Annotated in this window: 26 protein-coding genes; 11 read left to right on the forward strand and 15 right to left on the reverse strand. The window is 63.5% G+C overall.

Annotation, left to right across the window (positions count from 1 at the left end):
- Positions 1-56: 56 nt before the first annotated feature.
- From VLT15_12840 to VLT15_12865, 6 genes are read left to right on the forward strand one after another with little or no spacing between them, the layout of a single operon-like run.
- Positions 57-668 carry a helix-turn-helix domain-containing protein gene (locus VLT15_12840; protein HSR46097.1) on the forward strand — a complete coding sequence of 204 codons (612 nt, stop codon included), beginning with the start codon at positions 57-59 and terminating at the stop codon, positions 666-668.
- A gap of 49 nt (positions 669-717) precedes the next feature.
- Positions 718-2,295 (forward strand): site-specific DNA-methyltransferase, encoded by a 1,578-nt coding sequence (locus tag VLT15_12845; protein HSR46098.1) that lies wholly within the window; start codon positions 718-720, stop codon positions 2,293-2,295.
- Positions 2,292-2,612, forward strand: coding sequence for a hypothetical protein (locus VLT15_12850; protein ID HSR46099.1), 321 nt, complete (start codon positions 2,292-2,294; stop codon positions 2,610-2,612). Before VLT15_12845 ends, VLT15_12850 begins: the two co-directional genes overlap by 4 nt.
- 2 nt (positions 2,613-2,614) lie before the next feature.
- On the forward strand, positions 2,615-3,640 hold the full coding sequence (locus tag VLT15_12855) for a hypothetical protein (protein HSR46100.1): 1,026 nt from the start codon (positions 2,615-2,617) through the stop codon (positions 3,638-3,640).
- 51 nt (positions 3,641-3,691) lie between these two features.
- On the forward strand, positions 3,692-4,135 hold the full coding sequence (locus VLT15_12860) for a RimK/LysX family protein (protein HSR46101.1): 444 nt from the start codon (positions 3,692-3,694) through the stop codon (positions 4,133-4,135).
- A gap of 40 nt (positions 4,136-4,175) precedes the next feature.
- Complete coding sequence (locus VLT15_12865) at positions 4,176-5,270, forward strand: magnesium transporter CorA family protein (protein ID HSR46102.1); 1,095 nt, start codon at positions 4,176-4,178, stop codon at positions 5,268-5,270.
- Here VLT15_12865 and VLT15_12870 read toward each other — a convergent pair.
- From VLT15_12870 to VLT15_12905, 8 genes are all read right to left on the reverse strand, one after another.
- A complete protein-coding gene (locus tag VLT15_12870; GenBank protein HSR46103.1) occupies positions 5,267-5,536 on the reverse strand; it encodes a lipopolysaccharide assembly protein LapA domain-containing protein in 270 nt (89 codons plus the stop codon). The genes VLT15_12865 and VLT15_12870 overlap by 4 nt on opposite strands.
- A gap of 23 nt (positions 5,537-5,559) precedes the next feature.
- On the reverse strand, positions 5,560-6,474 hold the full coding sequence (locus VLT15_12875) for a mechanosensitive ion channel domain-containing protein (GenBank protein ID HSR46104.1): 915 nt from the start codon (positions 6,472-6,474) through the stop codon (positions 5,560-5,562).
- Positions 6,471-7,259: a mechanosensitive ion channel family protein gene (locus VLT15_12880; GenBank protein HSR46105.1), complete on the reverse strand. Its 789-nt coding sequence runs from the start codon at positions 7,257-7,259 to the stop codon at positions 6,471-6,473. The genes VLT15_12875 and VLT15_12880 overlap by 4 nt, the downstream gene beginning before the upstream one ends.
- A gap of 292 nt (positions 7,260-7,551) precedes the next feature.
- Positions 7,552-8,622: an ABC transporter permease gene (locus tag VLT15_12885; GenBank protein ID HSR46106.1), complete on the reverse strand. Its 1,071-nt coding sequence runs from the start codon at positions 8,620-8,622 to the stop codon at positions 7,552-7,554.
- Entirely contained in the window at positions 8,619-9,731 is a 1,113-nt protein-coding gene (locus VLT15_12890; GenBank protein HSR46107.1) for an ABC transporter permease, read from the reverse strand. The genes VLT15_12885 and VLT15_12890 overlap by 4 nt, the downstream gene beginning before the upstream one ends.
- Entirely contained in the window at positions 9,728-10,600 is an 873-nt protein-coding gene (locus VLT15_12895; GenBank protein HSR46108.1) for an ABC transporter ATP-binding protein, read from the reverse strand. The genes VLT15_12890 and VLT15_12895 overlap by 4 nt, the downstream gene beginning before the upstream one ends.
- Positions 10,597-11,058 carry a MarR family transcriptional regulator gene (locus VLT15_12900; protein ID HSR46109.1) on the reverse strand — a complete coding sequence of 154 codons (462 nt, stop codon included), beginning with the start codon at positions 11,056-11,058 and terminating at the stop codon, positions 10,597-10,599. Before VLT15_12900 ends, VLT15_12895 begins: the two co-directional genes overlap by 4 nt.
- A gap of 223 nt (positions 11,059-11,281) precedes the next feature.
- Positions 11,282-11,929 (reverse strand): hypothetical protein, encoded by a 648-nt coding sequence (locus tag VLT15_12905; GenBank protein HSR46110.1) that lies wholly within the window; start codon positions 11,927-11,929, stop codon positions 11,282-11,284.
- A 218-nt stretch (positions 11,930-12,147) separates the two neighbouring features.
- On the opposite strand from VLT15_12905, the gene VLT15_12910 reads away from it, so the two are divergent.
- Complete coding sequence (locus VLT15_12910) at positions 12,148-12,447, forward strand: hypothetical protein (GenBank protein HSR46111.1); 300 nt, start codon at positions 12,148-12,150, stop codon at positions 12,445-12,447.
- A gap of 11 nt (positions 12,448-12,458) precedes the next feature.
- Here VLT15_12910 and VLT15_12915 read toward each other — a convergent pair whose 3' ends face one another.
- Complete coding sequence (locus tag VLT15_12915; GenBank protein ID HSR46112.1) at positions 12,459-13,898, reverse strand: GuaB1 family IMP dehydrogenase-related protein; 1,440 nt, start codon at positions 13,896-13,898, stop codon at positions 12,459-12,461.
- A gap of 127 nt (positions 13,899-14,025) precedes the next feature.
- Between VLT15_12915 and VLT15_12920 the strand changes: the two genes are divergently transcribed.
- On the forward strand, positions 14,026-15,075 hold the full coding sequence (locus VLT15_12920) for an ATP-dependent DNA ligase (protein ID HSR46113.1): 1,050 nt from the start codon (positions 14,026-14,028) through the stop codon (positions 15,073-15,075).
- A 24-nt stretch (positions 15,076-15,099) separates the two neighbouring features.
- Here the strand turns inward: VLT15_12920 and VLT15_12925 are convergent, their stop codons facing one another.
- Both VLT15_12925 and VLT15_12930 read right to left on the reverse strand, forming a co-directional pair.
- Positions 15,100-15,573, reverse strand: a complete 474-nt coding sequence (locus tag VLT15_12925; protein ID HSR46114.1) for a cytidine/deoxycytidylate deaminase family protein — start codon at positions 15,571-15,573, stop codon at positions 15,100-15,102.
- A 128-nt stretch (positions 15,574-15,701) separates the two neighbouring features.
- On the reverse strand, positions 15,702-16,694 hold the full coding sequence (locus tag VLT15_12930; protein HSR46115.1) for a DNA primase small subunit domain-containing protein: 993 nt from the start codon (positions 16,692-16,694) through the stop codon (positions 15,702-15,704).
- Between the two features lie 96 nt (positions 16,695-16,790).
- Between VLT15_12930 and VLT15_12935 the strand changes: the two genes are divergently transcribed.
- The gene (locus tag VLT15_12935; protein HSR46116.1) at positions 16,791-17,180 is read left to right on the forward strand and encodes a VOC family protein; all 390 of its coding nucleotides are present in this window, start codon (positions 16,791-16,793) and stop codon (positions 17,178-17,180) included.
- A 48-nt stretch (positions 17,181-17,228) separates the two neighbouring features.
- Here VLT15_12935 and VLT15_12940 read toward each other — a convergent pair whose 3' ends face one another.
- Positions 17,229-17,483: a DUF333 domain-containing protein gene (locus VLT15_12940; GenBank protein HSR46117.1), complete on the reverse strand. Its 255-nt coding sequence runs from the start codon at positions 17,481-17,483 to the stop codon at positions 17,229-17,231.
- A 98-nt stretch (positions 17,484-17,581) separates the two neighbouring features.
- A complete protein-coding gene (locus VLT15_12945; protein ID HSR46118.1) occupies positions 17,582-18,238 on the reverse strand; it encodes a DUF4389 domain-containing protein in 657 nt (218 codons plus the stop codon).
- Between the two features lie 251 nt (positions 18,239-18,489).
- On the opposite strand from VLT15_12945, the gene VLT15_12950 reads away from it, so the two are divergent.
- Positions 18,490-19,482, forward strand: a complete 993-nt coding sequence (locus VLT15_12950; GenBank protein HSR46119.1) for an NADP-dependent oxidoreductase — start codon at positions 18,490-18,492, stop codon at positions 19,480-19,482.
- Positions 19,483-19,494: 12 nt separating this feature from the next.
- Here the strand turns inward: VLT15_12950 and VLT15_12955 are convergent, their stop codons facing one another.
- Complete coding sequence (locus VLT15_12955; GenBank protein ID HSR46120.1) at positions 19,495-20,358, reverse strand: cysteine synthase family protein; 864 nt, start codon at positions 20,356-20,358, stop codon at positions 19,495-19,497.
- Between the two features lie 122 nt (positions 20,359-20,480).
- Here VLT15_12955 and VLT15_12960 point away from each other — a divergent pair, with 122 nt between their 5' ends.
- On the forward strand, positions 20,481-20,963 hold the full coding sequence (locus VLT15_12960) for a pyridoxamine 5'-phosphate oxidase family protein (protein ID HSR46121.1): 483 nt from the start codon (positions 20,481-20,483) through the stop codon (positions 20,961-20,963).
- 4 nt (positions 20,964-20,967) lie between these two features.
- Here the strand turns inward: VLT15_12960 and VLT15_12965 are convergent, their stop codons facing one another.
- Positions 20,968-22,002 carry a patatin-like phospholipase family protein gene (locus tag VLT15_12965; GenBank protein ID HSR46122.1) on the reverse strand — a complete coding sequence of 345 codons (1,035 nt, stop codon included), beginning with the start codon at positions 22,000-22,002 and terminating at the stop codon, positions 20,968-20,970.
- Positions 22,003-22,013: the final 11 nt, after the last annotated feature.

The following is a 22,013-nucleotide window of genomic DNA, read 5'->3' on the forward strand; positions in this document are numbered from 1 at the left end:
GATCCCTAGAAGATCCAGGTGTTGTCAACTGATACAGATCTCGTTATATTCGTATCATGAGAGTCGAGGCCCTGTCAACGAGAGATCGGATCCTCCAGGCTGCCATCCAGCTCTTCGTCGACAAGGGAATCCGGCGGGTGGCGATGGATGAGGTCGCCGAGCGCTCGGGTGTTGCGCGGGTCACGCTCTATCGATATTTCGCGGACCGCGAGGCGCTGGTCCGAGCTGCCTTTTTCGCTCCGATGGAGTCACTCGAGGGGTTGCAGCGAGACCTGGCCTCCTCGGACGGCCTCACAGTCGAGGGCGTGCTGGGTGCCATCGGGGAGAGGATCGCGCAACAGCCGGCCATAGATCTCCCGGTTCACCGCGACGAACTCGAGAAGCTCTATCCGGTGCTGGCAGCAGAGTATGCGGAGCATCGAGACACCGTTGCCCACCGGCTCATCTCGTGGATCTTCGGATTGGCGGAAGCATCGGGCCGGTTGCGCCCGGGGGTCAGGAAGGAGCTCGTCGAAGGGGTCGTGTGGGATCTGCTCGTCAATCCCCACTCGATTCCGGCGGTGCGGGAATCCGGCATCCGGGCCAGGGAGCTCTACGCGGCGCTGATCGATGTGCTGCTGTACGGGATGCTGTCGGACGATGGGAGCAGAGGACCGGGTGGCGCCTGATCGGCACGGTCCGAGATTCTGTCACGCCGGCCCGGTATCGTTCCCTGTGATGAGCGAGCACACCGCACCGGAGACCAACGAGGGCAATCGCGGCACCGCCACGTCGGCTTTCGGCGTCGGCAGGCGGGAGAACCACGACGCGTCGGCCTTCTACGCCCGATTCAGCCCTCCGGAACTCTCCGAGGACGATTCCCTCGGTCCGCTGGAGTTCGGCCTGCCCGACCCGCCCTGCATTCTCGGCGACGCCAGGGACATGGCGCAGGTTCCCGACCGTTCCGTCGCTCTGGTGGTCACCTCACCCCCCTACTTCGTGGGCAAGGAGTACGAGCAAGCGGTCACGGGAGCCGGAGAGATCGGCCGGCCGCAGGTTCCGAACTCCTACGTCGAGTACCTGGCGATGCTGCGTGATGTCTTTGCCGAGTGCAAGAGAACGCTCGAACCCGGCGGTCGAATCGCGGTCAACGTCGCCAACCTCGGCCGCAAGCCGTACAGGAGCCTGTCTGCCGATGTGATCCGGATCCTCCAGGACGACCTGGGCTTGCTGTTGAGGGGTGAGATCATCTGGCAGAAGGCGGAAGGAGCATCCGGGTCCGTCGCCTGGGGTTCGTTCAACAAGGCCACCAACCCGGTGCTGCGGGATGTGACCGAGCGTGTGATCGTGGCTTCCAAAGGGCGTTTCGACCGGGCCCGGTCGCGTCAACAGCGCGAAAAGGACGGCTATCCGTACGAGAACACCATGCCGGTCGACGAGTTCATGGAGGCCACCCTCGACGTGTGGCGCATCGACGCCGAGAGCGCTCGCCGGGTGCAGCATCCGGCCCCTTTTCCCGTGGAGTTGCCGCGGCGCCTGATCGAGCTCTACACGTTCGAGAACGACCTGATCCTCGATCCGTTCCTCGGGTCCGGCACAACTCTCGTAGCCGCGGCGCGCACCGGACGGCGCGGCGTCGGATACGACCTCGACCCCGACTACATCGAAACCGCCAAGGCACGCTATCGGGCCGAGAAGAAGCGCTACAGGCGTTATGAGGAGCAAGAGGACGCCCATCAGGAGCGACTGGCGCTCGACCTTCCCCCCGAGTTCACTCCCGAGGAACGCGCCGACCACTTCCAGCGTCGGGCGAGCCGTGAAGGCAAGAAGGCCCAGGACCTGGCCAGGCAGGTGCTCGAACAGGCGGGCTTCGAGGTCATCGACGAGGCCTACAAACTGCCCAAGTCGGGCGTTCATTTCAACTTCCGGGTCGTGGACGGGAAGGGTGATCGCGAGTTCCTGGTCGACGTTTCCGGGGCGTTCACCACGGCCCGACCGGGTTTGCTGCGCACAGACACCCTCTGGAAGACCCTCGGCCGTGCCCACGTCCTCAAGTCGCTCGACGAGGAGGCCCGGCTGCTGATCGTGACCTCGAACCTGCCGAGGCCCGGCAGCGACGGGGACAAGGCGCTGCATGCCGTCGGGCCCGGGAACGTGTGGGACGCCGTCGAAATGTTCGACGGTGAAGGCGTCGGCCGGCTCGAACAGTACGCGCAGGGTCACGCCGAGCAGCTGCCAGGATTCTGGACGGCCGAAGAGCTGGCCGCCCGCCGGGACGAACAGCTCGCCCGGTACTACGACGCCGAAGACGAATGAACGGGGTTGCCTACGCGGTCGTGCGCTTCGACCCTCCGGCGGTCTTCCTTGCCGAGGACATCGACGTGCTCCAGCGCCTGCTGGCTCTGGAGCTGGTGGCAGATACCGACCCCGCCGAACTGTCGGAGGAGGGTGCGGGCGAGCTACGTCGGGCGTTGCTCGATGAACGCTGGGGTGACGCGGTGGTCACCTGGATGGACCTGTCCGGGGTGGCCGTCGACGTCTACACCTTCCTTCCGGTCTACGGGCGCGGTGAGCTGCCCGGTGAGCTGATCGGAGCACAGCTCCAGTTCAAGCGCCTGTTCCGGGACGCCTGATCGTGCCGGCCCTCCGCACCGAGATCACCGAGATCGTCACCGGGCTCGGCATGTTCGGCTATCCGAATCTCGGTCACGCGATCGGGATGCGGCCGCCGGCGTTCGAGAACGTCGAAGGAGATGTCTACGACCGTCTGGCGTCTGCATACCAGTCCGGGTTGCACCGCGATCTGTTCGACACGGCATGGCGCAACGGCGTCCGGTTCGCTGCCGCCAATGAGGGGTTGCGCGGCCGGCCGCCGTGGATCGTCGAGTGGAAGGGCGCCCACCGCCCGCCCGGGTACGAGGAGATCCCGGCCGACCTGCGCGTCGACCATGTTTACCTCGTTTCCTGCAAGTACGGCTCGAACATCCTCACGAACTCGTCGCCCACCGGCCTGTTCGGCACCGAGAGCGGCGAAGACGACTGGTTCGCGACGGTTGCCCCCTCCGCCTACCAGCGACTGTACGACGAGTGCCGGCGCCTCGTTCCCGACCCTTCGCTGCCGGCCCTGGCAACCGGTCTGACCAAGTCGCACCGGCTCGTGCTCAAGAGAACCCTGCCGCGCAACCTGGCCGGCAACGCCAAAGGGGCATACAGGGAGTTCGCCACCGCGGCGGCGAGTGGTTCCTCCGCACGCTGGCAGGAGAGCCTCGGCACGAAGCTTCTGCGAGAACAGATGGTCTGGCGGCTGCTCCGACTCCAATCCGCTCCCTATTTCGTACTCGGAGAGTCGGCGGACGGCCACGCGCTCGCCTATCGCGTCCAGACCCCGTGGGACCTGCGTGCGTCCCACGAGTTCCTCTCGTTCCGGCAATGGGGTGAAGCCGACCGCGGTCAACCGATCGTGAGCTGGGAGGCCATCTACCTCGACCGGCGGACCGGTGCGGAATCCCCGATCGCCGGACACATCGAGGTCCGCTGGAGTCACGGAAAGTTCGCCCAGGCACCGGAAGCCAAGGTGTACCTCGATACTCCGCACCATGCGGTGCCCGCCTACCTCCCCCTGGAGGGTCGGGCGGGAGGCGAGCTATCGCTGTTCGACTGACCACAGGCGTAATCTGATCCAGGCAAGAGAGTCTCAGCGGGTGGAGGATACGTGAGCCGGAAACCGCCGCTTCAGATCATCGGGTGGCGAGAGTGGATTGGTCTGCCGGTGCTCGGCGTCCCCGCCATCAAGGCGAAGGTCGACACGGGCGCACGTTCCTCTGCACTGCACGCCTACGGTCTGCGGATCGAGCGGCGGGCGGGTGAGGAGATCGCCGTGTTCGACATTCACCCTCTGCAGCGGCGATCGAGTCCATCGATTCGAGTCGAGGCGGTCGTAGTCGACCATCGCAAGATCACGAGTTCGGGCGGCCATCACGAAACTCGTCCGGTCGTCGTGACCAATCTGGACCTGATGGACCAGGTCTGGCCCATCGAGGTGACCCTCACGCGCAGGGACACGATGGGATTCCGCATGTTGCTGGGGCGACAGGCCATCCGGCGGCGGTTCGCCGTCGATCCCGGCCGCTCATACCTTGGAGGGAAACCGAAGTGAACCGGCAGGCAGCTTTTTCAACTGCAGCAGGAGACTGCGAATGATCCAACTCCACCACAGCACCGGCAGTGGAGCACCGCGGTTGGTAGACCCGGGCACGGACCTGCAGGAACTTCGCAGCCGGGACGGGTGGGTGTGGGTGGATGTAGTTGCTCCTTCTCCGGCCGAGATCTCATCGCTGGCAGGACAGTTCGCTCTGGAAGACCTCGACGTGGAGGACGTGCTCCGGTTCACGGAGTTTCCGAACATGGAGCAGCGAGATGGGTACCTCTTCGTCATTGCGCACACACCGGCGGTCGACACGCGAAGGCTCCGCACCGTCGAGGTGGATGCCTTCCTCGGCAGGGACTTTCTCATAACGGTCCGACCGGAGGCGTCGCCCGGCTTCGATGCCATGGCCCAAATCGACGGCGATGAGCGGGCAACCAGGCCGGACGGCTTTCTGGCAGTCCTGCTCGACCTGTTCATGCAGCGAATGCGGGTGCTGGTAGACAAACTGGACGGTGAGGTCGATCGCATCGAGGTGCTGGCCATCGGCGGCGACCCGCTGGCGGTCGAGCAGATACAGGTGCTTCGCCGGGACGTCGTGCGCCTGAGACGCGTGTTGATCCCGCAACGGGACGTCCTGCGAGCGATGGCGCGCTCGACCGGCGGTTTCATCGTCGGCGACTCGGCAAGAGGGACGCTCGACAGCACGTTCGACGATTGCCTGCGTGCACTCGAGGAGATCGAATCCGCCCGCTCCCTGCTGGCATCTGCGCTCGAGACTTATAGGGCAACGGTTGGTGAGCGGACCAACGAAGTCATGAAGGTGCTGACGGTCTTCGCGGCAATTGTGCTGCCGCTGGGTCTGATGGCCGGGATCTACGGCATGAACTTCGCGAACATGCCGGAGCTCGACTGGGAGTACGGCTACTTCGCGCTGCTCGGAGTCATGGGATTGACCGGCCTGGGCCTGTGGCTCTATTTCGCCAGGCGGGGCTTCGTCGGCAGCCCGCGCGTTCCGCGCCTCGACCGGGCAGTCGGAAAGGGCCTCGCCTCATTCGTGCACCTGACCCTCACACCGGCCCGCACCGTCTGGCAGATTGTGGCGGGACCCGAACCCGCATCGGACGATTCCGAGGAGATCGGCTAGCCGTCTCTGTGCTTGCGGCGCCTGAAGAATCCGCCCAGTTCCCAGATGAGAATTCCGGCGACGGCCGATCCGATCAACAGGATGATCTGAGGCGCCTCAAACGACCAGGAGAGAAACTCGACTTCGACGGATTCCGAGTTCTGAACTGCAAAGGTGGCAAAAGCTCCGAGGAGCACGACGATTGCGCCCATTCGGAAGAGCCAGCGAACATCCACATCTCGCTTGGGGGTTGGTTGCTGGCCTGCCGGTGCCGGTGTGTCGCTCACGATGTCCTCCTCTGACCAGGATTCTACGCTGGCGGATCGGGCGGTTCCTGCCTGATCGGCAGCGAGCCCTCGAAATAAGTGCGAACCGTCGGGTAGGCCAGTTCTACGGTCGGGTCAACGGCGATTGCGTCGAGAATGGCCTTCCATAGAGTTTCCTCGGTCGATCGACGTGCCCGCGCATCCACGAGGAACCTCCCCGTCAACAGAACTCCGCTGTCCCTGACCGTCAGATAGACGATTGGGGTGATCGCCCCGATCTTGATCTGATACCTGCGGGCCGTCGCCCGGATCTGGTTCTCATGTTTGCTGCCGAGCTTCGGCGCATGTTCCTGCAGGGCAGTTCGCAGGATGTCCTCGGCCGTTCGCCAGTTCGACTCGAAGGTCACCAGAAGCGGCAGCTCATGCCATACGAATTGGAACCCCTCGGTGTAGTTGGCGATCGGAGTCGTGAAAACGTTCCCGTTCGGTACGTGGACCAGGCGACCGGTCGATTGATCGGCATCCACCCAGTTGCCCACTTCCATCAGCGAGAACCGAAAGAGGCGAATGTCGACGACGTCCCCCTTCAGGTTGCTGATCTCGATCCGGTCCCCGACTTTGAACGGGCGTCTGGTCAACAGGTATACCCAGCCGGCCATGTTCTTGAGCACATCGGAAAGAGCGATCGCGATACCGGCCGAGACCAGTCCCAGGTAGGTGGCCACATTGTCGAATGCATCCAGCCAGATCCACGACAGAGTGATGATGCCGATGATCGTGATGCTGTAGGTGGTGAGCTTTGTCGTGCGGTATGCCGCTTCACCGTCGTCGACCCGTTGGTGAACGCTGCGCAACATCAGGAATCGAGCGGTGAACAGAATCACCAGCACAACGAATGAGGCGAGGATCTTCCCCTGCATATCGGTTGAGATTCCCAGGTTGTCGGTGATCCAGATCATTGATTCTCCCCCAGCCAGGAGCGCATGATGTCCTGCTCGAGCTGGCCCTTCCGGTCGACGGGGGTCGGGAACCTGACGGTCAGCTGGACATCGTCGGCGCCCTTGCTCTCCACGACGACGATCGGGTCGACAGTCGGAAGGTCCAGCGAGTGGAGTTGTGCCCGACGCTCCATGTGCTCGCGAGCCTGATCGATGAAGCCGGAACTGGCTTCTCGAGCTGCGGCCAGCAGTCCTTCCTCCGCTTTGCGCCATCCGGACCTGGGAACGTTCACCGTGAAGGCATGCAACACGTAGTCGTGGCCGGATGTCTCATTGAGCACCGCAGTGTTCAGGAACACGCTGTTGGGAATAGTGATGGTACGACCGGTACGGGCGTGCGCGGCGCCGACTTCGAGCAGGGTGGTAGCGAGGAGCGTGTGATCGATGACCACACCGCGTACGGAGCCGACCTCGATGCGGTCCCCGACCGTGAAGCTGCGGCTGCTGGTGCGAACGAGCGCCCCGCTGACGCACATGATGAGTTCCTTGGTGGCGAGCACGAAGGCAGCCCCCAGCGCGACGAGGGAGATGGCAGCCGCTCGCAACTCTGCCGCCCAGATGAACACGAGCCCGATGGCCATGAGGAGAAAGGCGGCGTTGCGAATCTGAACGATCCAGCGGCGACCGATCTGAGGCGAGGCCCAGTCCTGGCGCCGCACGTAGTTGACGGCGAACCACCGCAGCCCGAGCGCAACGAGGGCCAGCACGCCGCTGGCTATCAGATTGCGTATCGTCTCAGTGTCCATCTCTCCCTTTCGATCCGGAGTTGGCAGTTAGATTACCGCCGGACCGGCGAGGTCCTGAGTCGATGAGTCGCCCGCCGCACCAACGTGGCCCGACACCCCCTCGTTCCTCAGCTCCTTCCCCTCACGGTGTCCGCCCGGGCATCGACGGCATTCCCGGGCACCATGCTCGGGAATCGACACGAGTATCCCGAGCCGGGTTGAACTCGACGATCGTGAGGATTCTGCAGGAGAACCGGGAAGGCAAGCGCGCCGCAACGCCGGCCTGCCAAGGCCCTGCGCGGGAGCCGGCGCCTCAGGCCTCGATCGCCACCTTCTGTTCCAGTCGCTTCGCCATCGCAAGCACTGCGGGAACGAGTACGGCGATCCAGGCCAGCGCTATCACAAGCTGGATCCAGATGTCTCCGAACGAAGCGTCTTTGACCCCGACCTCGAAGATCGGCGACAGGAACCAGTACGTCGGCGAGATCTTGGCGATCCATTGAGGCAGGTTCGGCCATATGTAGAAGACAACCGGGTAGAAGAGCAGAATCCCGCCGGACTTCATCAGCGCGAACAGCATGTTGGAGTCTTTGGCGAAGATGCCGAGTATCAAGCCGATCTCGGCCATCATCAGCGCGGCGATCAGAAGAACGACGGTCAAGGCGATCGGGTGGCTGCCGAATGCATTGTTGAGCATCAGCGTGATGATGCCGGTTGCCATGCCGAGGACGATGCCGAGACCGGCCTTGCCGGCCAGGAAGTCGTTGACCGTGGTCGGTGTGACCAACACGGAGTTGATCGTGCCCTTCTCCTTCTCCTGGACTATCGATGCAGCAGGAACGAAGGCGGCTGAGATAGCCACCGCGTAGATCATGAGCAGCGGCACCATCCGGCTGGCGATGGGCACTGCCTCGGCGTCCCCAACCGTGACTACGGCGACCTCGACCGGCGCGGGCCGACCGGCGACTTCGCGTACGAGATCCAGGGTCGTCACCTGCAGGATGATCCGATTGGATGCGAGGCTTTCGCCACCGATGTAGAACTGCAGGGCAGGTCGAGAACCGCTCCTCACCGCCGAGTCAAAACCCTGGGTGAGCACCAGGCCGGCGTCGAGGTCGTTGGCCTCGACCATTCTCCTGAGGGTTTCCTCCGAAGACATCGTGGTCACCTCGATACCGGCCAGATCCCGCGCGGCCGGCACGATCGTCGAGTTGCCGTTGTCGACGATGCCGAGGCGGGGGCTCGGCGCAAACAGCGATCCGAAGACTCCCACGATGACGAACGTCATCACCACCGGGAGGATCAGGGCGTAGAGGAATAGAGGAGAACGCGGCCCCATGCGGAGTTCCTTCCGCATGATGAGCCAGCCTCTGGAAGGGTTCATAGCGACTGCACCTTTCTCCTCAGAATCGTCAGCCCGGCGATGAAGGCGACCACCGTCCACGCCAGGACAAGTCCCAGATTGGGCAAAGCTTCCGCCCATCCCTCGCCGTAGGAGGTGGTTCCTGTGATGGCCTGAACCAGCCCGTAGCTGGGAATCGCCCTGATCCACAATGACGCAGTTCCCGGAAACAGCAAACCGAAGGCCGGGATCAGCATCGGAACCATGAACAGCATGCTCCAGAAGAGCACGCTGATGAAGTCCTTGCCGAATGCCCCGGCGATCAGTGCGAACCCGGTCACCATCAAGGACCCCAGCAGGAGTGTCGTCAGCAAGAGCACCGGGGCGGTGGCGAGCGATTGGATGGCGATGAGCAGCAGGACCACCTGGCTGAAGGCCAGCAGGGCGCCGAAGATGATCTTGGCCGTCAGGAAATCGGCCAGCGTCGCCGGCGTGGTGATCACTGCCGTGACGGTCCGGTTCTGCATCTCTCCGGCGATGAGGCCTGCCAGCGACATCATTTCGACCAGCAGCACCAGGAAGGCCAGCATCGGCCTGAGTTTCTCCCGCAGCGACACCTGGTCACCGAGACGGTCGGTTCCGAGGACCTCTTCCTGATAGTCCACCGGCAGCGGGAGGCCGCTGATGGCGAAAGCCGCCTCCCGGATGAACGAGTCCATGGCCGTGCGGAGCTCGTCGGGGATTTCTGCCGTTGCCACGATGCTGACCGTCGTCGGTTCTCCGGCGGCAATCGCTTCGAAGAAGTCGTCGGGGAACGCCAATCCAAGCGCGACGCCGTCATCGCCTTCCTCCACCGCCGTCATGAGCGTCTGACGGGAGTCGAAAGCAACTACGGTCAAACCATCGGCCTCTGCTCCGGTTGCCTGCTGGAGGAGGTTCTCGATTCCGGCTCCTGTCGCCCCGATGGTGATGTCCTCGTCGACGCTGTCGGGTAGTACCCAGAAGATGGCGACGTAAGCCACCAGGCCGATTACGGACATATACAGGTAGAAGCGGTCTCTCAGGAACGCCTGCAGGTCCTTGCGGATGATGGCGCCGATGATCGCTGCACGCGAGACCGGCGCCCTCGGCGAGGTCTCGTCGGACGTCATGCGCTCAACTCCCGGCCGGTGAGCTTGATGAAGATGTCTTCCAGGGTCGCTTCCTCTGTGTGGATCGTCATCAATCCTTCGACGGAGACTGCGTCGCGGATCTGGTCTCCTGCGTTTGCCTCGTCGAGGCGGATCACCCGCTCGTCGACGCCTGATCCGCCGTCGCGCGCGCGAATTCGAACGGTGCGCTGGCCGTGCTCGAGTTTCAGATTCTCCGCGGTGTCCAGCGCCACGATCCTGCCCTCGTTGATGAAGGCAACCCGGTCGGACAACTGGTCCGCTTCGTGCATGTCGTGGGTGGTGAGGATGACCGAAGCGCCTCTTTCTGCCTCGGCTTTGATCACATTGCGCACCGACTGCGAAGAGACCGGGTCGAGGCCGTCGGTGGGTTCATCGAGGAACAGGATGTCCGGGCTGTTGATCATCGCCCTCGTCATCATGAGCCTCTGGCGCATACCTTTCGAGTAGCTTCCCACCCGGTCGTCGGCGCGGTCGATCAGCCCCACGCGTCGCAGGAACGGATCGAAGTCCATCTTCTTGATGCCGTAGAGGCGGGCGAAGAAGTCCAGGTTCTCGCGTGCGGACATGTTCTCGTAGAGGTTCTTCTCCTCGAAGCAGACACCGATGCGGGCCTGGATGTCGAGGGTTTGTTCGGGCATGGTCATGCCGAGCACCGAAATGGATCCCGCGTCCGGCAGGAGCTGTCCGGTGAGCATCTTGATGGTCGTCGACTTGCCTGCACCGTTCGGGCCGAGAAAGCCGAGGATCTCCCCTTGCGCGACCGAGAAGCTCACCCCGTCGACGGCCTGGATGTTGCCGTAGGCGAAGGAGAGGTCACGAACCTCGATTGCGTTGCCGTTGGTGGTCATCGGGTTTCCTTCCGTGCATGCCAGCGCCGGGCGAGCGCGGCCATTTCGACATCCATGAAATCGAGTAGTTCGGCCAGTTGCTCCATCCGGCGATGTTGCTCCGGCGGGGCGTCGGAGAGGACGCCGTGACCCTCATCCACGATCTTGCGGAGTCCGGCCATGCCGATGCGTTTCTCGTCGAGGAGGTACTCCCATCCGTCGGTGGCCATCCGGTAGTAGCTGGCGCGATCCCGTGGGAACGTGACTCTTTCGACGAGGCCGATTTGCTCCAGGACTCGGATGTTGCTCGAGATCGTGCCGGCACTCATGTGCAGCGCTTCCTGCAGCTGTTTCGAAGACTGGTGAGGTGGATCCGAGATCAGCAGCCAGCCGATCAGTTTGCCCTGGGCGCGATTGCCGCCCCGGTCCGACCAGTACCGCCCCACGTGCTCGGCGTACTCGGCGTTTGATATGTTCATATCTTTCAAATATTACCGAAAGTTCAAAACATAGGTCAAGGCGTTTCTCGGCAATGCAGATGCGCGTGGGGAGCATCAATATTGCCGAGAAACTGAGCTCCCGATTCCCGGCAATGCAGATGCGCGTGGGGAGCAACAGTATTGCCGAGAAACTCCTGGGGAATTGGATGTGGGGCCGGTCGTAGACCGGCCCCACATGTTTGGGGGAGGGAGGTTGGCTTTGCTACGCGCTGGAACTGGTCTCGGCCCCGGAGGTTTCGGAAATCTGGTCGCGCAGGTAGTCGATCATCTCTTTCACGTGGTCGGGGACCTCCCCGCCAAACCGCTGGGTCATCTCGTCGATGAACCCCTGCAAGTCTTCGATGTTCATATCGCCGAAGTGATGGAGGCCGTCTCCCATCATGCCGGGTCCCATGTGACCGTGGCCGTGGCGGAAGAAACCGCCCTCCGAGTTGCCTCCGTCAAACATGTGGCCGCCGAAGAAGTCGTCGCCCATCAGCGAACTCATCTCGTCGAGCCATGCATCGAACTCGGGAGTCCCGGGAGGTCCGGGCGGCGGAGTCATGCCTTCAGGGAGTTCGTGCATGAAGCCGAACCCCATCGGACCGTGAGGTCCGTTTCCGTCGAAGCCGAAACCACCGGCCATCTTGTCGCTCATCCGCTGCCGGATGGCATCGGCCTGCTTGCTGTCGATGACCTCTTCACCGACCAGTTCGTCCAGAACTTCGTCGAGCGGCGTGAACCGGTACTCACCGGAAGACCCTTCGTCCTCCTGCGCTTGTGCACCATCCGGTCCCAACAGCGCGAAACCGGCTACCGCGAGCAATCCGGCCGAGAGAAGAGCGATGGATCCGATCAGAAGCTTCTTCATGACGTGTGCATACCTCCTATTGCGGACAGTATGGATCGGCGAACTGAACGACGGATGAAGCCGACCTAAGAATGGGGTGAGAACAGCCACGAATGCCGGCAGGGCCGGGCCGCGCGATGGTCGCTCACGGCAGCCGGGCACCTGACACGCCGGCCGTCTGCGAACGGCCGGCGGTATCGGGGTGACCGCCTCGATAGGATCCGGGGTAGGAGGTAATCGTGACGAGTAGACGTTTGGTCGGGGTAGTGATTCTGCTGGTTCTGTTGATGTCCGCATGTGCTGCCGGCGCTAATCCGCAGGTCGATCTGGCAGCGGAAGACGGTGAGGTGGCCGGTTTCTGGACGGGTCTGTGGCACGGGATCATCCTGCCCTTCACGTTCATTGTTTCGCTGTTCAGCGACAACGTGAATGTCTACGAAGTATTCAACAGCGGTGGCTGGTACAACTTCGGGTTCGTGCTGGGCGCCGGCACTCTGCTCGGCGGTTCGGGTTCCGGAGCGAGGGGGCGGAGGCGCTAGCCGGCGACCGGCTACCAGCTCTCGGGTATCGGCTGTCCTTCGGTGTACCCGGTGAATGACTGGACTCCGACGACGGCCCGTTCGTGGAACTCATCGATGTTCGTCGCGCCCACGTAGGTGCTGGCGGATCGCACTCCGGTCACGATGCGGTCGAGTATGTCTTCGACGCTCGGTGTTCTCGGGTCCAGGTACATGCGCGATTGCGAGATGCCCTCTTCGAACATCTCTTTGCGCGCTCTCTCGAAAGCGGTCTCGGCCCGGGAACGGAAGGTGACGGCTCGCCGGGAGGCCATCCCATAGTTCTCTTTGTAGAGCTTGCCGTCTGAGTCGCGGAGCGTGTCGGCGGCAGACTCGAACGTGCCGGCAAACCAGGATCCGATCATGACGTTGGCTGCTCCCGCAGCGATGGCCAGAGCGACATCGCGGGGATGCCGGACCCCGCCATCGGCCCATACATGCCTGCCGGCAGCACGGGCCGCGGCAGCGCAATCCACGACCGCCGAGAACTGCGGGCGCCCGACTCCGGTCATCATCCGGGTTGTGCACATGGCTCCCGGTCCAACCCCGACCTTCACGATGTCCGCACCTGCGTTGATGAGGTCCTTGGTCCCCTCCGCGGTTACGACGTTCCCCGCCACAACCGGGAGTTCGTCGTTGACCGAGCGAACCGCCGCCAGCGCTTCGATCATCTTCTGCTGGTGGCCGTGCGCGGTGTCGACAACGATGACATCGACTCCAGTTTCCATGAGCGTTCTCGTCTTGGCAGCAACATCTCCGTTGACGCCGATCGCAGCGGCCACCAACAACCTCCCGGTGCGGTCGACGGCCGGTCGATAGTGAGTTGCGCGCAGCGCGCCTTTCTCGGTGACCACCCCGGAGAGGCGGCCGTCGTCGTCGATCACCGGGGCCAGATGCACGCGCCGCTCGCTGAGGGCGTTGAAGAGGTCCGGGGGTGACAACTTGTCGGAGATGGCAATCGTGTGCGAACTCATGACGTCCCCCAGAGGCGTGAAACGGTCGAACCCCTCGCCGTCGACTTCTGTGAAGATGCCCACCGGGCGGTGCGCCTCGTCCACCACGATCACCGCGCCGTGGGACCGCTTGTGCATCAGATCGAGCGCGTTGATGATGCGATCGCTCGGGTGGAGCGTGATAGGCGTGTCGAAAACCAGATGACTGCGTTTCACGGCCGAGGTCATGTCTGCGATTGCCTCGGCAGGAATGTCCTGGGGGAATACGGCGACCCCGCCGCGCCTGGCAACAGTCTCGGCCATCCGCCGGCCCGCCACGGCGGTCATGTTCGCAACAACCACCGGAATGGTCGTGCCGATGCCGTCGGGAGTCGTCAGATCAACCTGCATGCGTGAGGCCACGTTCGAGTAGCTCGGCGCCAGGAAGACGTCCGAGTAGGTGAGGTCGTGCGACGGCTTTCGATCATTCAGGAACTGCATGGGGTGGACCCTTCGGTTTCTACCGTCGAGTATGGCACGGCCCGACGGCGCTGCCCCCTTTCCTGCGTCGTGTGCCACTGATGCATGTCACGTGCCCGGGTCCTCCCCGGGTAGTAGCTTCTCCGGCATGAGTGCACGGCCGTTCGACCCGCCTGTGAGACCCATGAAAGCCAAGGTCAGGGAGGAGCCACCGCGTCCACCCGGATGGGTGTACGAACCCAAATGGGACGGCTTCCGGATGATCGCCTGGGGAGGCTCCAAGCCGCGTCTCGACAGCCGGAACGGCAAGCCGCTTTTGCGGTACTTCCCCGAACTCGAGCCGGCGCTCGCCCAACTGCCTGCCGGGACGGTCGTTGACGGCGAGGTGGTGGTCGTTTCCGGCGGAGTGACCGAGTTCGACACCCTGCAGCTGCGCATACATCCGGCCGCCTCCCGCATCGCCATGCTTGCAGAGGAGATCCCGGCCGAGCTCGTCGTGTTCGACCTTCTCGCCGACCGGGGCGAGGATCTGCGATCGGCGCCATACCTCGAACGGCGCACAAAGCTCGAGGGTCTGTTCAAGGGTCTCGGATTCCCCTGGCATCTGACTCCGGCCACCTCGAGTTTCGAGGTGGCGGAAAGATGGTTCACCGAGTTCGAGGGCGCCGGATGCGATGGGATTATCTGCAAGCAAGCCGACGGTGTCTACCTCGAGGACAAACGCGAATGGATCAAGTGGAAGCATCGACGGGACGCCGACTGCGTGGTTGGCGGCTATCGGATCCACAAGGACGGCGACAAGATCGGTTCGATCCTTCTCGGGCTCTACAACGACGCGGGCGATTTGCACTTCATCGGGCACTGTTCCGGGTTCACCAACCAGGATCGGGTGGCGATCCTCGAGCTACTGGAACAGATCCGTGCGGATGAGAGCTTCGGAGGCGACGGCGGCGCCGTGCGGGTGCCCGGCGGCGAATCGCGCTGGTCGAGCGGCAAAGACTTGTCATGGATCCCCGTGCAACCCGGTGTCGTGGTGCAAGTCAGCTACGACCAGCTGGAGGGTGGGAGGTTTCGTCACGCCGCGAGATTCGAGCGTTGGCGTCCCGACAAACCGGCAGCCGAATGCACGATGGATCAGCTCGTGCGCCCTGAGGGTGCGGCCTTCAACGAAATAGTGGCCGGAGAACCCAGTACTTAGAACTCTGAACCAGAACCTCTGCACCTACTGCTTGTCGTAGGTCTCCACGACGTCCTCGACTATCAACAGCTCGACTCCCGCTCGCGCGAGAATGTGGCGAGTGTCCTGGCCCGCGTGGTAGCGACGGCGGGCGACGACCCGTTCGATTCCCGCACTGGCAATGAGCATCGCGCAAACCCGGCAGGGCTCCATCGAGCAGTAGAGCGTCGTACCTTCGAGCTGCAAGCCGTAACGGGCTGCCTGGCAGATTGCGTTCTGCTCGGCGTGAACAGTGCGAACGCAGTGTTGCCTGGTCGTGCCGTCCTCATCGATCATCTGTTTGAAGTCGTGCCCGGCATCATCACAGTGCGGCAAGCCCGACGGGGACCCTACGTAGCCGGTGCAGATGATCCGTTTGTTGCGTACAACGACGCATCCGCTCTTGCCCCGGTCACAGGTCGCACGTGTGCCGACCTGGTCCACCAGCTCGAGGAAGTACTCATCCCAACTCGGCCGCATTGGATCACTCCCGTCTCGATGTGGAGATGCACGATACCGGTGACGGGCGGGGTCGGGAGAACCGGGAACCTGCAACCCGGCAACGGAGTGCGTCGGGAGCGCGTTGTCGGTGACCGGCGGCCGCCGGGCTACTCCCAGTTCTCCTTCCGCATCTTCGACGGCTGCACGCGCGGTGGTTCGCCCGGCATCTTCGGGTAATGAGGAGGCCACGGAGCATCGCCCAGCCCGTTCTCCTCATCGGCCGCAACCATCTCGAGCAGGCCTTCGAGCCGACCGGCGGCTCCGTCGATTCCGTCCGTTAGGTCGCCCACATCTGCCCAGCGGTCCTTGAACGACATCATGTCCATCGCGCGGTGGTCTATGTCGGCCAGCTCACTCCACCGGAACGGGGCCGATACCAAACCGGTGTGACGGATCGAGTACGCAGAGGCAATCGTCTTGTCCCAGGCGTTCTGGTTGAAGTCGATGAACACCCCATCCCGCTCCTCCTTCCACCAGGCGGTCGTTGCTAGGTCATTGCGTCGCTCGACCTCCCTGGCGAGTGCCAGCCCGGCCCGGCGGATCTCATAGAAATCCCATTCCCGTTCGACGCGGGTGTAGATATGGATGCCGCGATTTCCCGACGTCTTCGGCCACCCCACGAGACCCAGGCCCTCGAGCACCTCGCGTACGGTCCCGGCAACCTCTCGAGCGGCCTCGAAGTCGTAGCCGTCGGTGGGGTCCAGGTCGATGCGGAGCTCATCGGGATGCAGCAGGTCGTCGGCCCTGGCGTTCCAGGGGTTCAGGTCGATGCAGTTCATCTGGGCCATCCAGATAACGTCGCCTTCGTCCATCGGGGCGAACATCTGGCCGGGCCGGGCGGAAGGGAAGCTCACATCGACAAGTCGCGGGGCGCCCTTCGGCCGCTTCACGAACAGCGCCCGCTCGCCGACGCCCTGGTTCCAGCGCTTCAGCAGCACCGGCCTGTTGTAGACGCCCCGCAGTGCTCCCGAAGCACACAGTAGGAAGTGTTCGACGACGTCGAGCTTCGTCCATCCCTGTTCGGGAAACAGCACCTTCTCCGGATTGCTTATCCGGATCTCGCGTCCACCGACTTCGACACGGGTGTCCTCTGAGGCCAAAGTCCTTGTCCTCTCGTTTTCGCGCGACATTCACACCCTATAGGGTCGGAATGTCGCGCGAAAACGAGTTTGCGGTGGAGCCGGTATCCTGCGGCGATGGCTCCTTCCGTCGACACCGCCATCATCTTCACGGCGAACATGGTCGGACTGGCCGCCTTCTACCAGCAAGCCTTCGAGCTGGACGACCCGGCCGAGCAAGACCGGCATCGTGGGTTTCAGCTCGACGGGTTGTACCTGGGCATCGACCAGGTCGACGGTGCATCCGCCTCTGCAAGCAATGTCACTCTGTGGTTCAGGGTCGAGGACCTCGAAGGAACATTCGAGCGGATCGTGGGGCTCGGGGCCGCAGTGAGGTATCCACCGACCGACACGCCGTGGGGCGACCGGCTGGCAGCCGTCTTCGATCCGGACGGGAACATGGTCGGCTTGTCGCAGAAGGCGCAGACGGATCCGAGGGAATCGGCGGGAATCCCGGCCGGTGGGTAGCCGCCGGCACCGGCGCCTGATGCCCGGCGGCTACTGTCGGTCCGGCGCTCATCCGCCCGGGTTGTCACCCGGACTGCATTCATTTCTGAAGTAGGCCCATTCCTCGCACTCCGACCCATCGTCGAAGATGCAGAATCCGCTCGTACCGGTGTCGTCGGTTCGCATTTCCAGCGTTCCGCCCTGCTCCTCGCAAAACACCGAGGCGGGGTTGGCAAGACCGGCGTCGTCGTCGTTGTCGTCCGTGCCGCAGCCGGCGAATGCCATGGAAATCACGAGCAGGCCCACTGGGATGATCCGCTTCATTCTGACCTCCTTACACAACACTAGGACGTCACTGACCATGCGGTAGGTTCCTCCCCCCGGTTGGGCGGCGTCGATCTCCACAGACCTTTCGGGTTAGTTCACCGGAGGCTGAAAGGTGGGTAGGAGTCCGTGAGCAGCAGCATCGCGTAGGCCTGCACTCGAGTTCCCCATCTGGCTACCCCGACCACGAAGTCGAACAGCCCGCGTGGGTAGCGGCCGGTAAACAGTATCGCGAACCAGGCGATCAGAACTGCAAAGACCGCAGCAACGGCCAGCACTGCCAGCACGATGTAATGCGGGACGGCCAGCAGCCACTTCACGAGCGGCAACCACCGGTTCAGGTCTTGTGCGGCATCCGGGTAATCGAGTTCCAGGTGTACCGACTGCTCATTCTCGGTGTCTGGGTATTTGTCGGTGAGGAGGGCTACGTAGGATCCGATGCGCATCTCGAAACGGGTCAGCTCCCGGGCGAAGTCGAACCACCAGCGCGGGTACTTCTGGCGGAAGACGATCATGAGCATCGTCGCGCCGAAGAGTCCGGCAACGATTCCCCCGCCGCTCTCGGTGGCCCTGCTCAACACTTCTCCGGTCTCGCTGATCACCGTTGCGGTTGAACTGGCGGTCCCTGAGAGCAACGTTGCAACGATGGCGATCGGGATGACCCAGATCAGCCTGAAGAACGTAGTGAACCGGTCAAGCGACTCGGGGTAGTCGATGTCGAGGCGGGCTGGGTACGAATCCGACTGGGTGACCACGGTAAGCCTCCTTGGGTAGGTCAACGTCGGGCACACATTGCCCGACGAAACAGGCCATTGCCGACGGTACGCGGTCCGCCGGTCATTCGGTAGGGCCGAACGACTCACCGGTCTTGATGGCGGAGGCGGGAGAGCGGCGCGGGGCGCCGTAGCCGATCGAGGAACGTTCGTCGGGCCGGGGCGACTGCTCCACAGCAATCCAAGTGGCGGGCAGTTGTGGGCGAAGGCTCGTAGTGGGATAGGGTGGGCCCATGGATGCCATGAATCACCGAATCACGCTTGCAAAGAGACCGGTCGGCGCAGTGGCCGACGACTGCTTCGCCGCCGACGACGTACCCGTGCCTTCTCCCGGGCCGGGCGAGGTCCTGGTGGAGGTGACGTGGCTGTCGATCGACCCGACCATCAGGGGCTGGATGGCCTACGACACCTATCTGCCGGCTATCGAGATCGGCGCGCCCATACGCAGCGGCGGGTTGGGAAAGGTGGTCGAGTCGGACAACGACGCCTACCCGGTTGGATCCACCGTCTTCGGGATGACCGGATGGCAGCAGTACTCCGTGTTCGAGAGGGGCCTTCAGATCGTTTCCGATCGTGTTCCGCCCGAAGCGGCGCTGAGCGTGTTCGGGACTACCGGTCTCACCGCCTACTTCGGTCTCCTCGACATCGGCCGTCCGGTCGCCGGCGAGACGGTCCTCGTGTCCGGAGCTGCGGGTGCGACCGGTTCCGTCGCGGGCCAGATCGCCAAGATCAAGGGCTGCCGCGTCGTCGGTCTCGCCGGGTCGGACGAGAAGTGCGCCTGGCTCACGGACGAGGCGGGCTTCGACGCGGCCATCAACTACAAGACCGACAACGTACGGCGGGCGATCGGTCAAGCCTGCCCCGACGGCGTCGACATCTTCTTCGACAATGTGGGTGGAGAGATTCTCGAGGCGGCCATCGGCCATCTGGCCCTTCGCGGACGCGTCGTCATGTGCGGCGCCATTTCCCAGTACAACGACGAGGTGCCCGGCCCGGGCCCCAGGAATCTGGGGATGCTCATCAGCAAGCGGGGTCGGATGGAGGGGTTCATCGTCCTCGACTACTTGCGCCGTGCCCCCGAGGCGATCGGCGAGCTGTCTGGTTGGGTTGCCGACGGCCGGCTGGCCTACAAGACGGACGTTGTCGATGGCCTCGACAACGCTCCGGCCGCCCTCGACCGTTTGTTCAGTGGAGCCAACACAGGCAAGGTGATGGTTCGCCTGTAGGCGGTCGCGTGTCTAGGCCGACCAGGGTGGTCCGCTGACGTATTTCCATCCGGCGTCGGGGAGCAAGGCGATTGCAGTCCCGCCGTCCCGGCTGAGTGTCTCGACGGCTGCGTGGAGCACCGCCCCCGACGACGTGCCGACGAACTGGCCTTCGGCCCTCATGGTGCAGGCAACCATGTCTGTGGCGGCGGCTGCGTGCACTTCGTGTCTGTCCGTGACAAGTGACAGATCTGCAACCGGCGGTTGGAAGGGGTCGTTCTGGGAACGCATCCCGCCGATCGGATCGTCGACGAACGGCTCCACCGAGTGAACCCGCAGTGAGGGCCACCGCCGCACGAGGCCCCGGCTGTTGCCGGTCAGGGTCCCGCCGGTTCCGTACGCACCGAAGAAGTGCCCGGGAGGGTCATCGAGCGACCAGTCGCGGATGATCTCGAGCGATGTTCCGAAGAAGTGCGCGTAGACGTTCCACCGGTTGCCGTACTGGTCGAGCATCTGCCCCTCGCCGGCTTCGACCAGTTCACGTGCATGAGCGATTGCACCGTTGGGACCGCCGGGAACCTCTATCAGGTCTGCACCGTAGGCGCGCAGCAGCTGTTTGCGTTCCTCGGTGGCGGTGTCCGGCAGGCAGATGGTCATCGGGTGACCGTGCAGTACGGCCAGTCTGGCGAGACCGATACCGGTGTTTCCGGATGTGGCCTCGATGAGCGGCTGCCCGGGGAGCAGCTTGCGCGTCTGTACCGCGTTCTGGAACATGAACCAGGCCGCCCGGTCCTTGATCGATCCCGTCGGGTTGAACCACTCGAGTTTGGCGAACAGGCGGGTGCCGGCAGGCGCCAGATTGGAGAACTCGACGAGGGGAGTATTGCCCGGTTTCATGACTTTGCAACCGTAGCCGGATAACGGAGGTACCGATCCGGGACACGATGGACTATTGCCTCTGGTGAGTGGTGGCACCGTTCTGAGAACGTGAGCTCATTGCCGTTGGAGCTGGAGGAACTTTGTCTGCTCCCGTGACCACCGAACTGGTATGGCGAGTCGTGGACAAGCACGTCTTCGCCGTTCTCGCCCTCGTGACTCCCGCCGGCGAGGCTCGCTCGGCGGGCATCGTCTACGTGGTCGACCACCACAACTTCTATATATCGACGGGCCGGGAAACATGGAAATCCCGCCACATCATGGCCAATCCCAACGTCTCGTTGACCGTCACGATCCCGAAGCGGCTTCCGTTCGTCCCATTCCTCAAGATTCCTTCGGCCGTGGCGACGTGCCAGGGAACCGCGGAGATTCTCGACGTCGGGGAGGTGGATCCATCGATTGTGCAGCGGATCTACCGCGGCATGGAGGTGACCGAACAGATCCGCAGGGATACCTGTGTGATCAAGGTCACGCCGACCGGCGACTTCGTCACCTACGGAATCGGCGTTCCGATGATCCGAATGCGGAATCCCGAGGAAGCGCAGGGACGCGCACCGGTGCGATAGAGATTCAGTCTCCGACGAGCTTCTTGGCCAGCCGGTTGAGATCGTCCAGTCGCGCTCCGACCAGCTGATCGCCGAGATGCCGGAGGGCGTCGACGTTCTCGGCACTGACGTCGTCCATGGCGTAGCTGGCTGCATTCTTCAAGTCGATCTGGAATCGCCAGTAGTGGTCGCCGATGAGTGTGCTCAGCACCTGGTCGTGGAGCGCCGCCTGGCCATCCTCCGCCGCCCGGAACACGTCCTCGGCGAGTTTGAGCCAGCTTCTGCTGACGAACTCCTTGTAGGTCAGACTCTGCGATCTGCCCGGAACTCCGGTACCCAGCGACACGACCATCACGTCGTTGTCCGCCAGGCCGTGCCGGCGCGCCCGGTGGACGCCCTCGATGTATCCGACCATCGCCGGGTTCTTGGCGAAGACTCCGCCGTCGACCAGCAAACGGTTTTCGACTCCGTCCCAGTTGATGAGCAGCGGCGGGAAGTAGGTGGGGGCCGCCGATGTCGCCCGCGCTACGTCGCGCATCAAGGGGTCGGTGTCGCCGTTGGCACGAGCATCGCTCGATTTGAACAGCACCGGGCTCTTGGTCTGCAGGTCGTAGCTGGTGATGACCACATCGATCAGCGCCTGCGAGAGACGGGTTTCGCCGAAGTAGAGATCGAAGGCTCGTTCTATGCCATCGGGTGAATAGCGCGCGTTGCCGCCGTCGGGGTTGTAGCCGAATATGGCTGCGTTCGAACTCGCCGAAGCCCACCAGTCCCTGGCATCCGCCAGGCTGCGGGGAAGCGCCGTCGGTGGTTTGGGGAAGATCTCCGATCCGTGTGAGGTATAGATGTCACCGACCGTCTTGGCGGCATAGCGGGGTTTGCCGTCTTCTCCGGGAGTGGCCAGGCCGAGAGCGAGCATGCCGCCCGTCGAAGTCCCGACCATGACATCGAACAGATCGACTATCGGCCGTCCGGACAAGCTCTCGAGCGCGATGAGGAGCCGGGTCGGGATGATGCCCCGCACGCCTCCGCCCTCTATGGTCAGCACCCGGACAGGCATGCCGACAGAGT

This window comes from Acidimicrobiia bacterium (assembly GCA_035471805.1).
Classification (GTDB): Bacteria; Actinomycetota; Acidimicrobiia; order Spongiisociales; family JAHEDJ01; genus JAHEDJ01.

Bases quoted from the DNA above. Each gene is read 5' to 3' on its own strand.
- VLT15_12965 (HSR46122.1), bottom strand. From the start codon at position 22,002: ATGCCTGTCCGGGTGCTGACCATAGAGGGCGGAGGCGTGCGGGGCATC.
- VLT15_12875 (HSR46104.1), bottom strand. From the start codon at position 6,474: ATGATCTGGATCACCGACAACCTGGGAATCTCAACCGATATGCAGGGG.
- VLT15_12880 (HSR46105.1), bottom strand. From the start codon at position 7,259: ATGGACACTGAGACGATACGCAATCTGATAGCCAGCGGCGTGCTGGCC.
- VLT15_12920 (HSR46113.1), top strand. From the start codon at position 14,026: ATGAGTGCACGGCCGTTCGACCCGCCTGTGAGACCCATGAAAGCCAAG.
- VLT15_12885 (HSR46106.1), bottom strand. From the start codon at position 8,622: ATGAACCCTTCCAGAGGCTGGCTCATCATGCGGAAGGAACTCCGCATG.
- VLT15_12955 (HSR46120.1), bottom strand. From the start codon at position 20,358: ATGAAACCGGGCAATACTCCCCTCGTCGAGTTCTCCAATCTGGCGCCT.
- VLT15_12915 (HSR46112.1), bottom strand. From the start codon at position 13,898: ATGCAGTTCCTGAATGATCGAAAGCCGTCGCACGACCTCACCTACTCG.
- VLT15_12905 (HSR46110.1), bottom strand. From the start codon at position 11,929: ATGAAGAAGCTTCTGATCGGATCCATCGCTCTTCTCTCGGCCGGATTG.
- VLT15_12935 (HSR46116.1), top strand. From the start codon at position 16,791: ATGGCTCCTTCCGTCGACACCGCCATCATCTTCACGGCGAACATGGTC.
- VLT15_12895 (HSR46108.1), bottom strand. From the start codon at position 10,600: ATGACCACCAACGGCAACGCAATCGAGGTTCGTGACCTCTCCTTCGCC.
- VLT15_12845 (HSR46098.1), top strand. From the start codon at position 718: ATGAGCGAGCACACCGCACCGGAGACCAACGAGGGCAATCGCGGCACC.
- VLT15_12890 (HSR46107.1), bottom strand. From the start codon at position 9,731: ATGACGTCCGACGAGACCTCGCCGAGGGCGCCGGTCTCGCGTGCAGCG.
- VLT15_12865 (HSR46102.1), top strand. From the start codon at position 4,176: ATGATCCAACTCCACCACAGCACCGGCAGTGGAGCACCGCGGTTGGTA.
- VLT15_12850 (HSR46099.1), top strand. From the start codon at position 2,292: ATGAACGGGGTTGCCTACGCGGTCGTGCGCTTCGACCCTCCGGCGGTC.
- VLT15_12840 (HSR46097.1), top strand. From the start codon at position 57: ATGAGAGTCGAGGCCCTGTCAACGAGAGATCGGATCCTCCAGGCTGCC.
- VLT15_12940 (HSR46117.1), bottom strand. From the start codon at position 17,483: ATGAAGCGGATCATCCCAGTGGGCCTGCTCGTGATTTCCATGGCATTC.
- VLT15_12900 (HSR46109.1), bottom strand. From the start codon at position 11,058: ATGAACATATCAAACGCCGAGTACGCCGAGCACGTGGGGCGGTACTGG.
- VLT15_12925 (HSR46114.1), bottom strand. From the start codon at position 15,573: ATGCGGCCGAGTTGGGATGAGTACTTCCTCGAGCTGGTGGACCAGGTC.
- VLT15_12950 (HSR46119.1), top strand. From the start codon at position 18,490: ATGGATGCCATGAATCACCGAATCACGCTTGCAAAGAGACCGGTCGGC.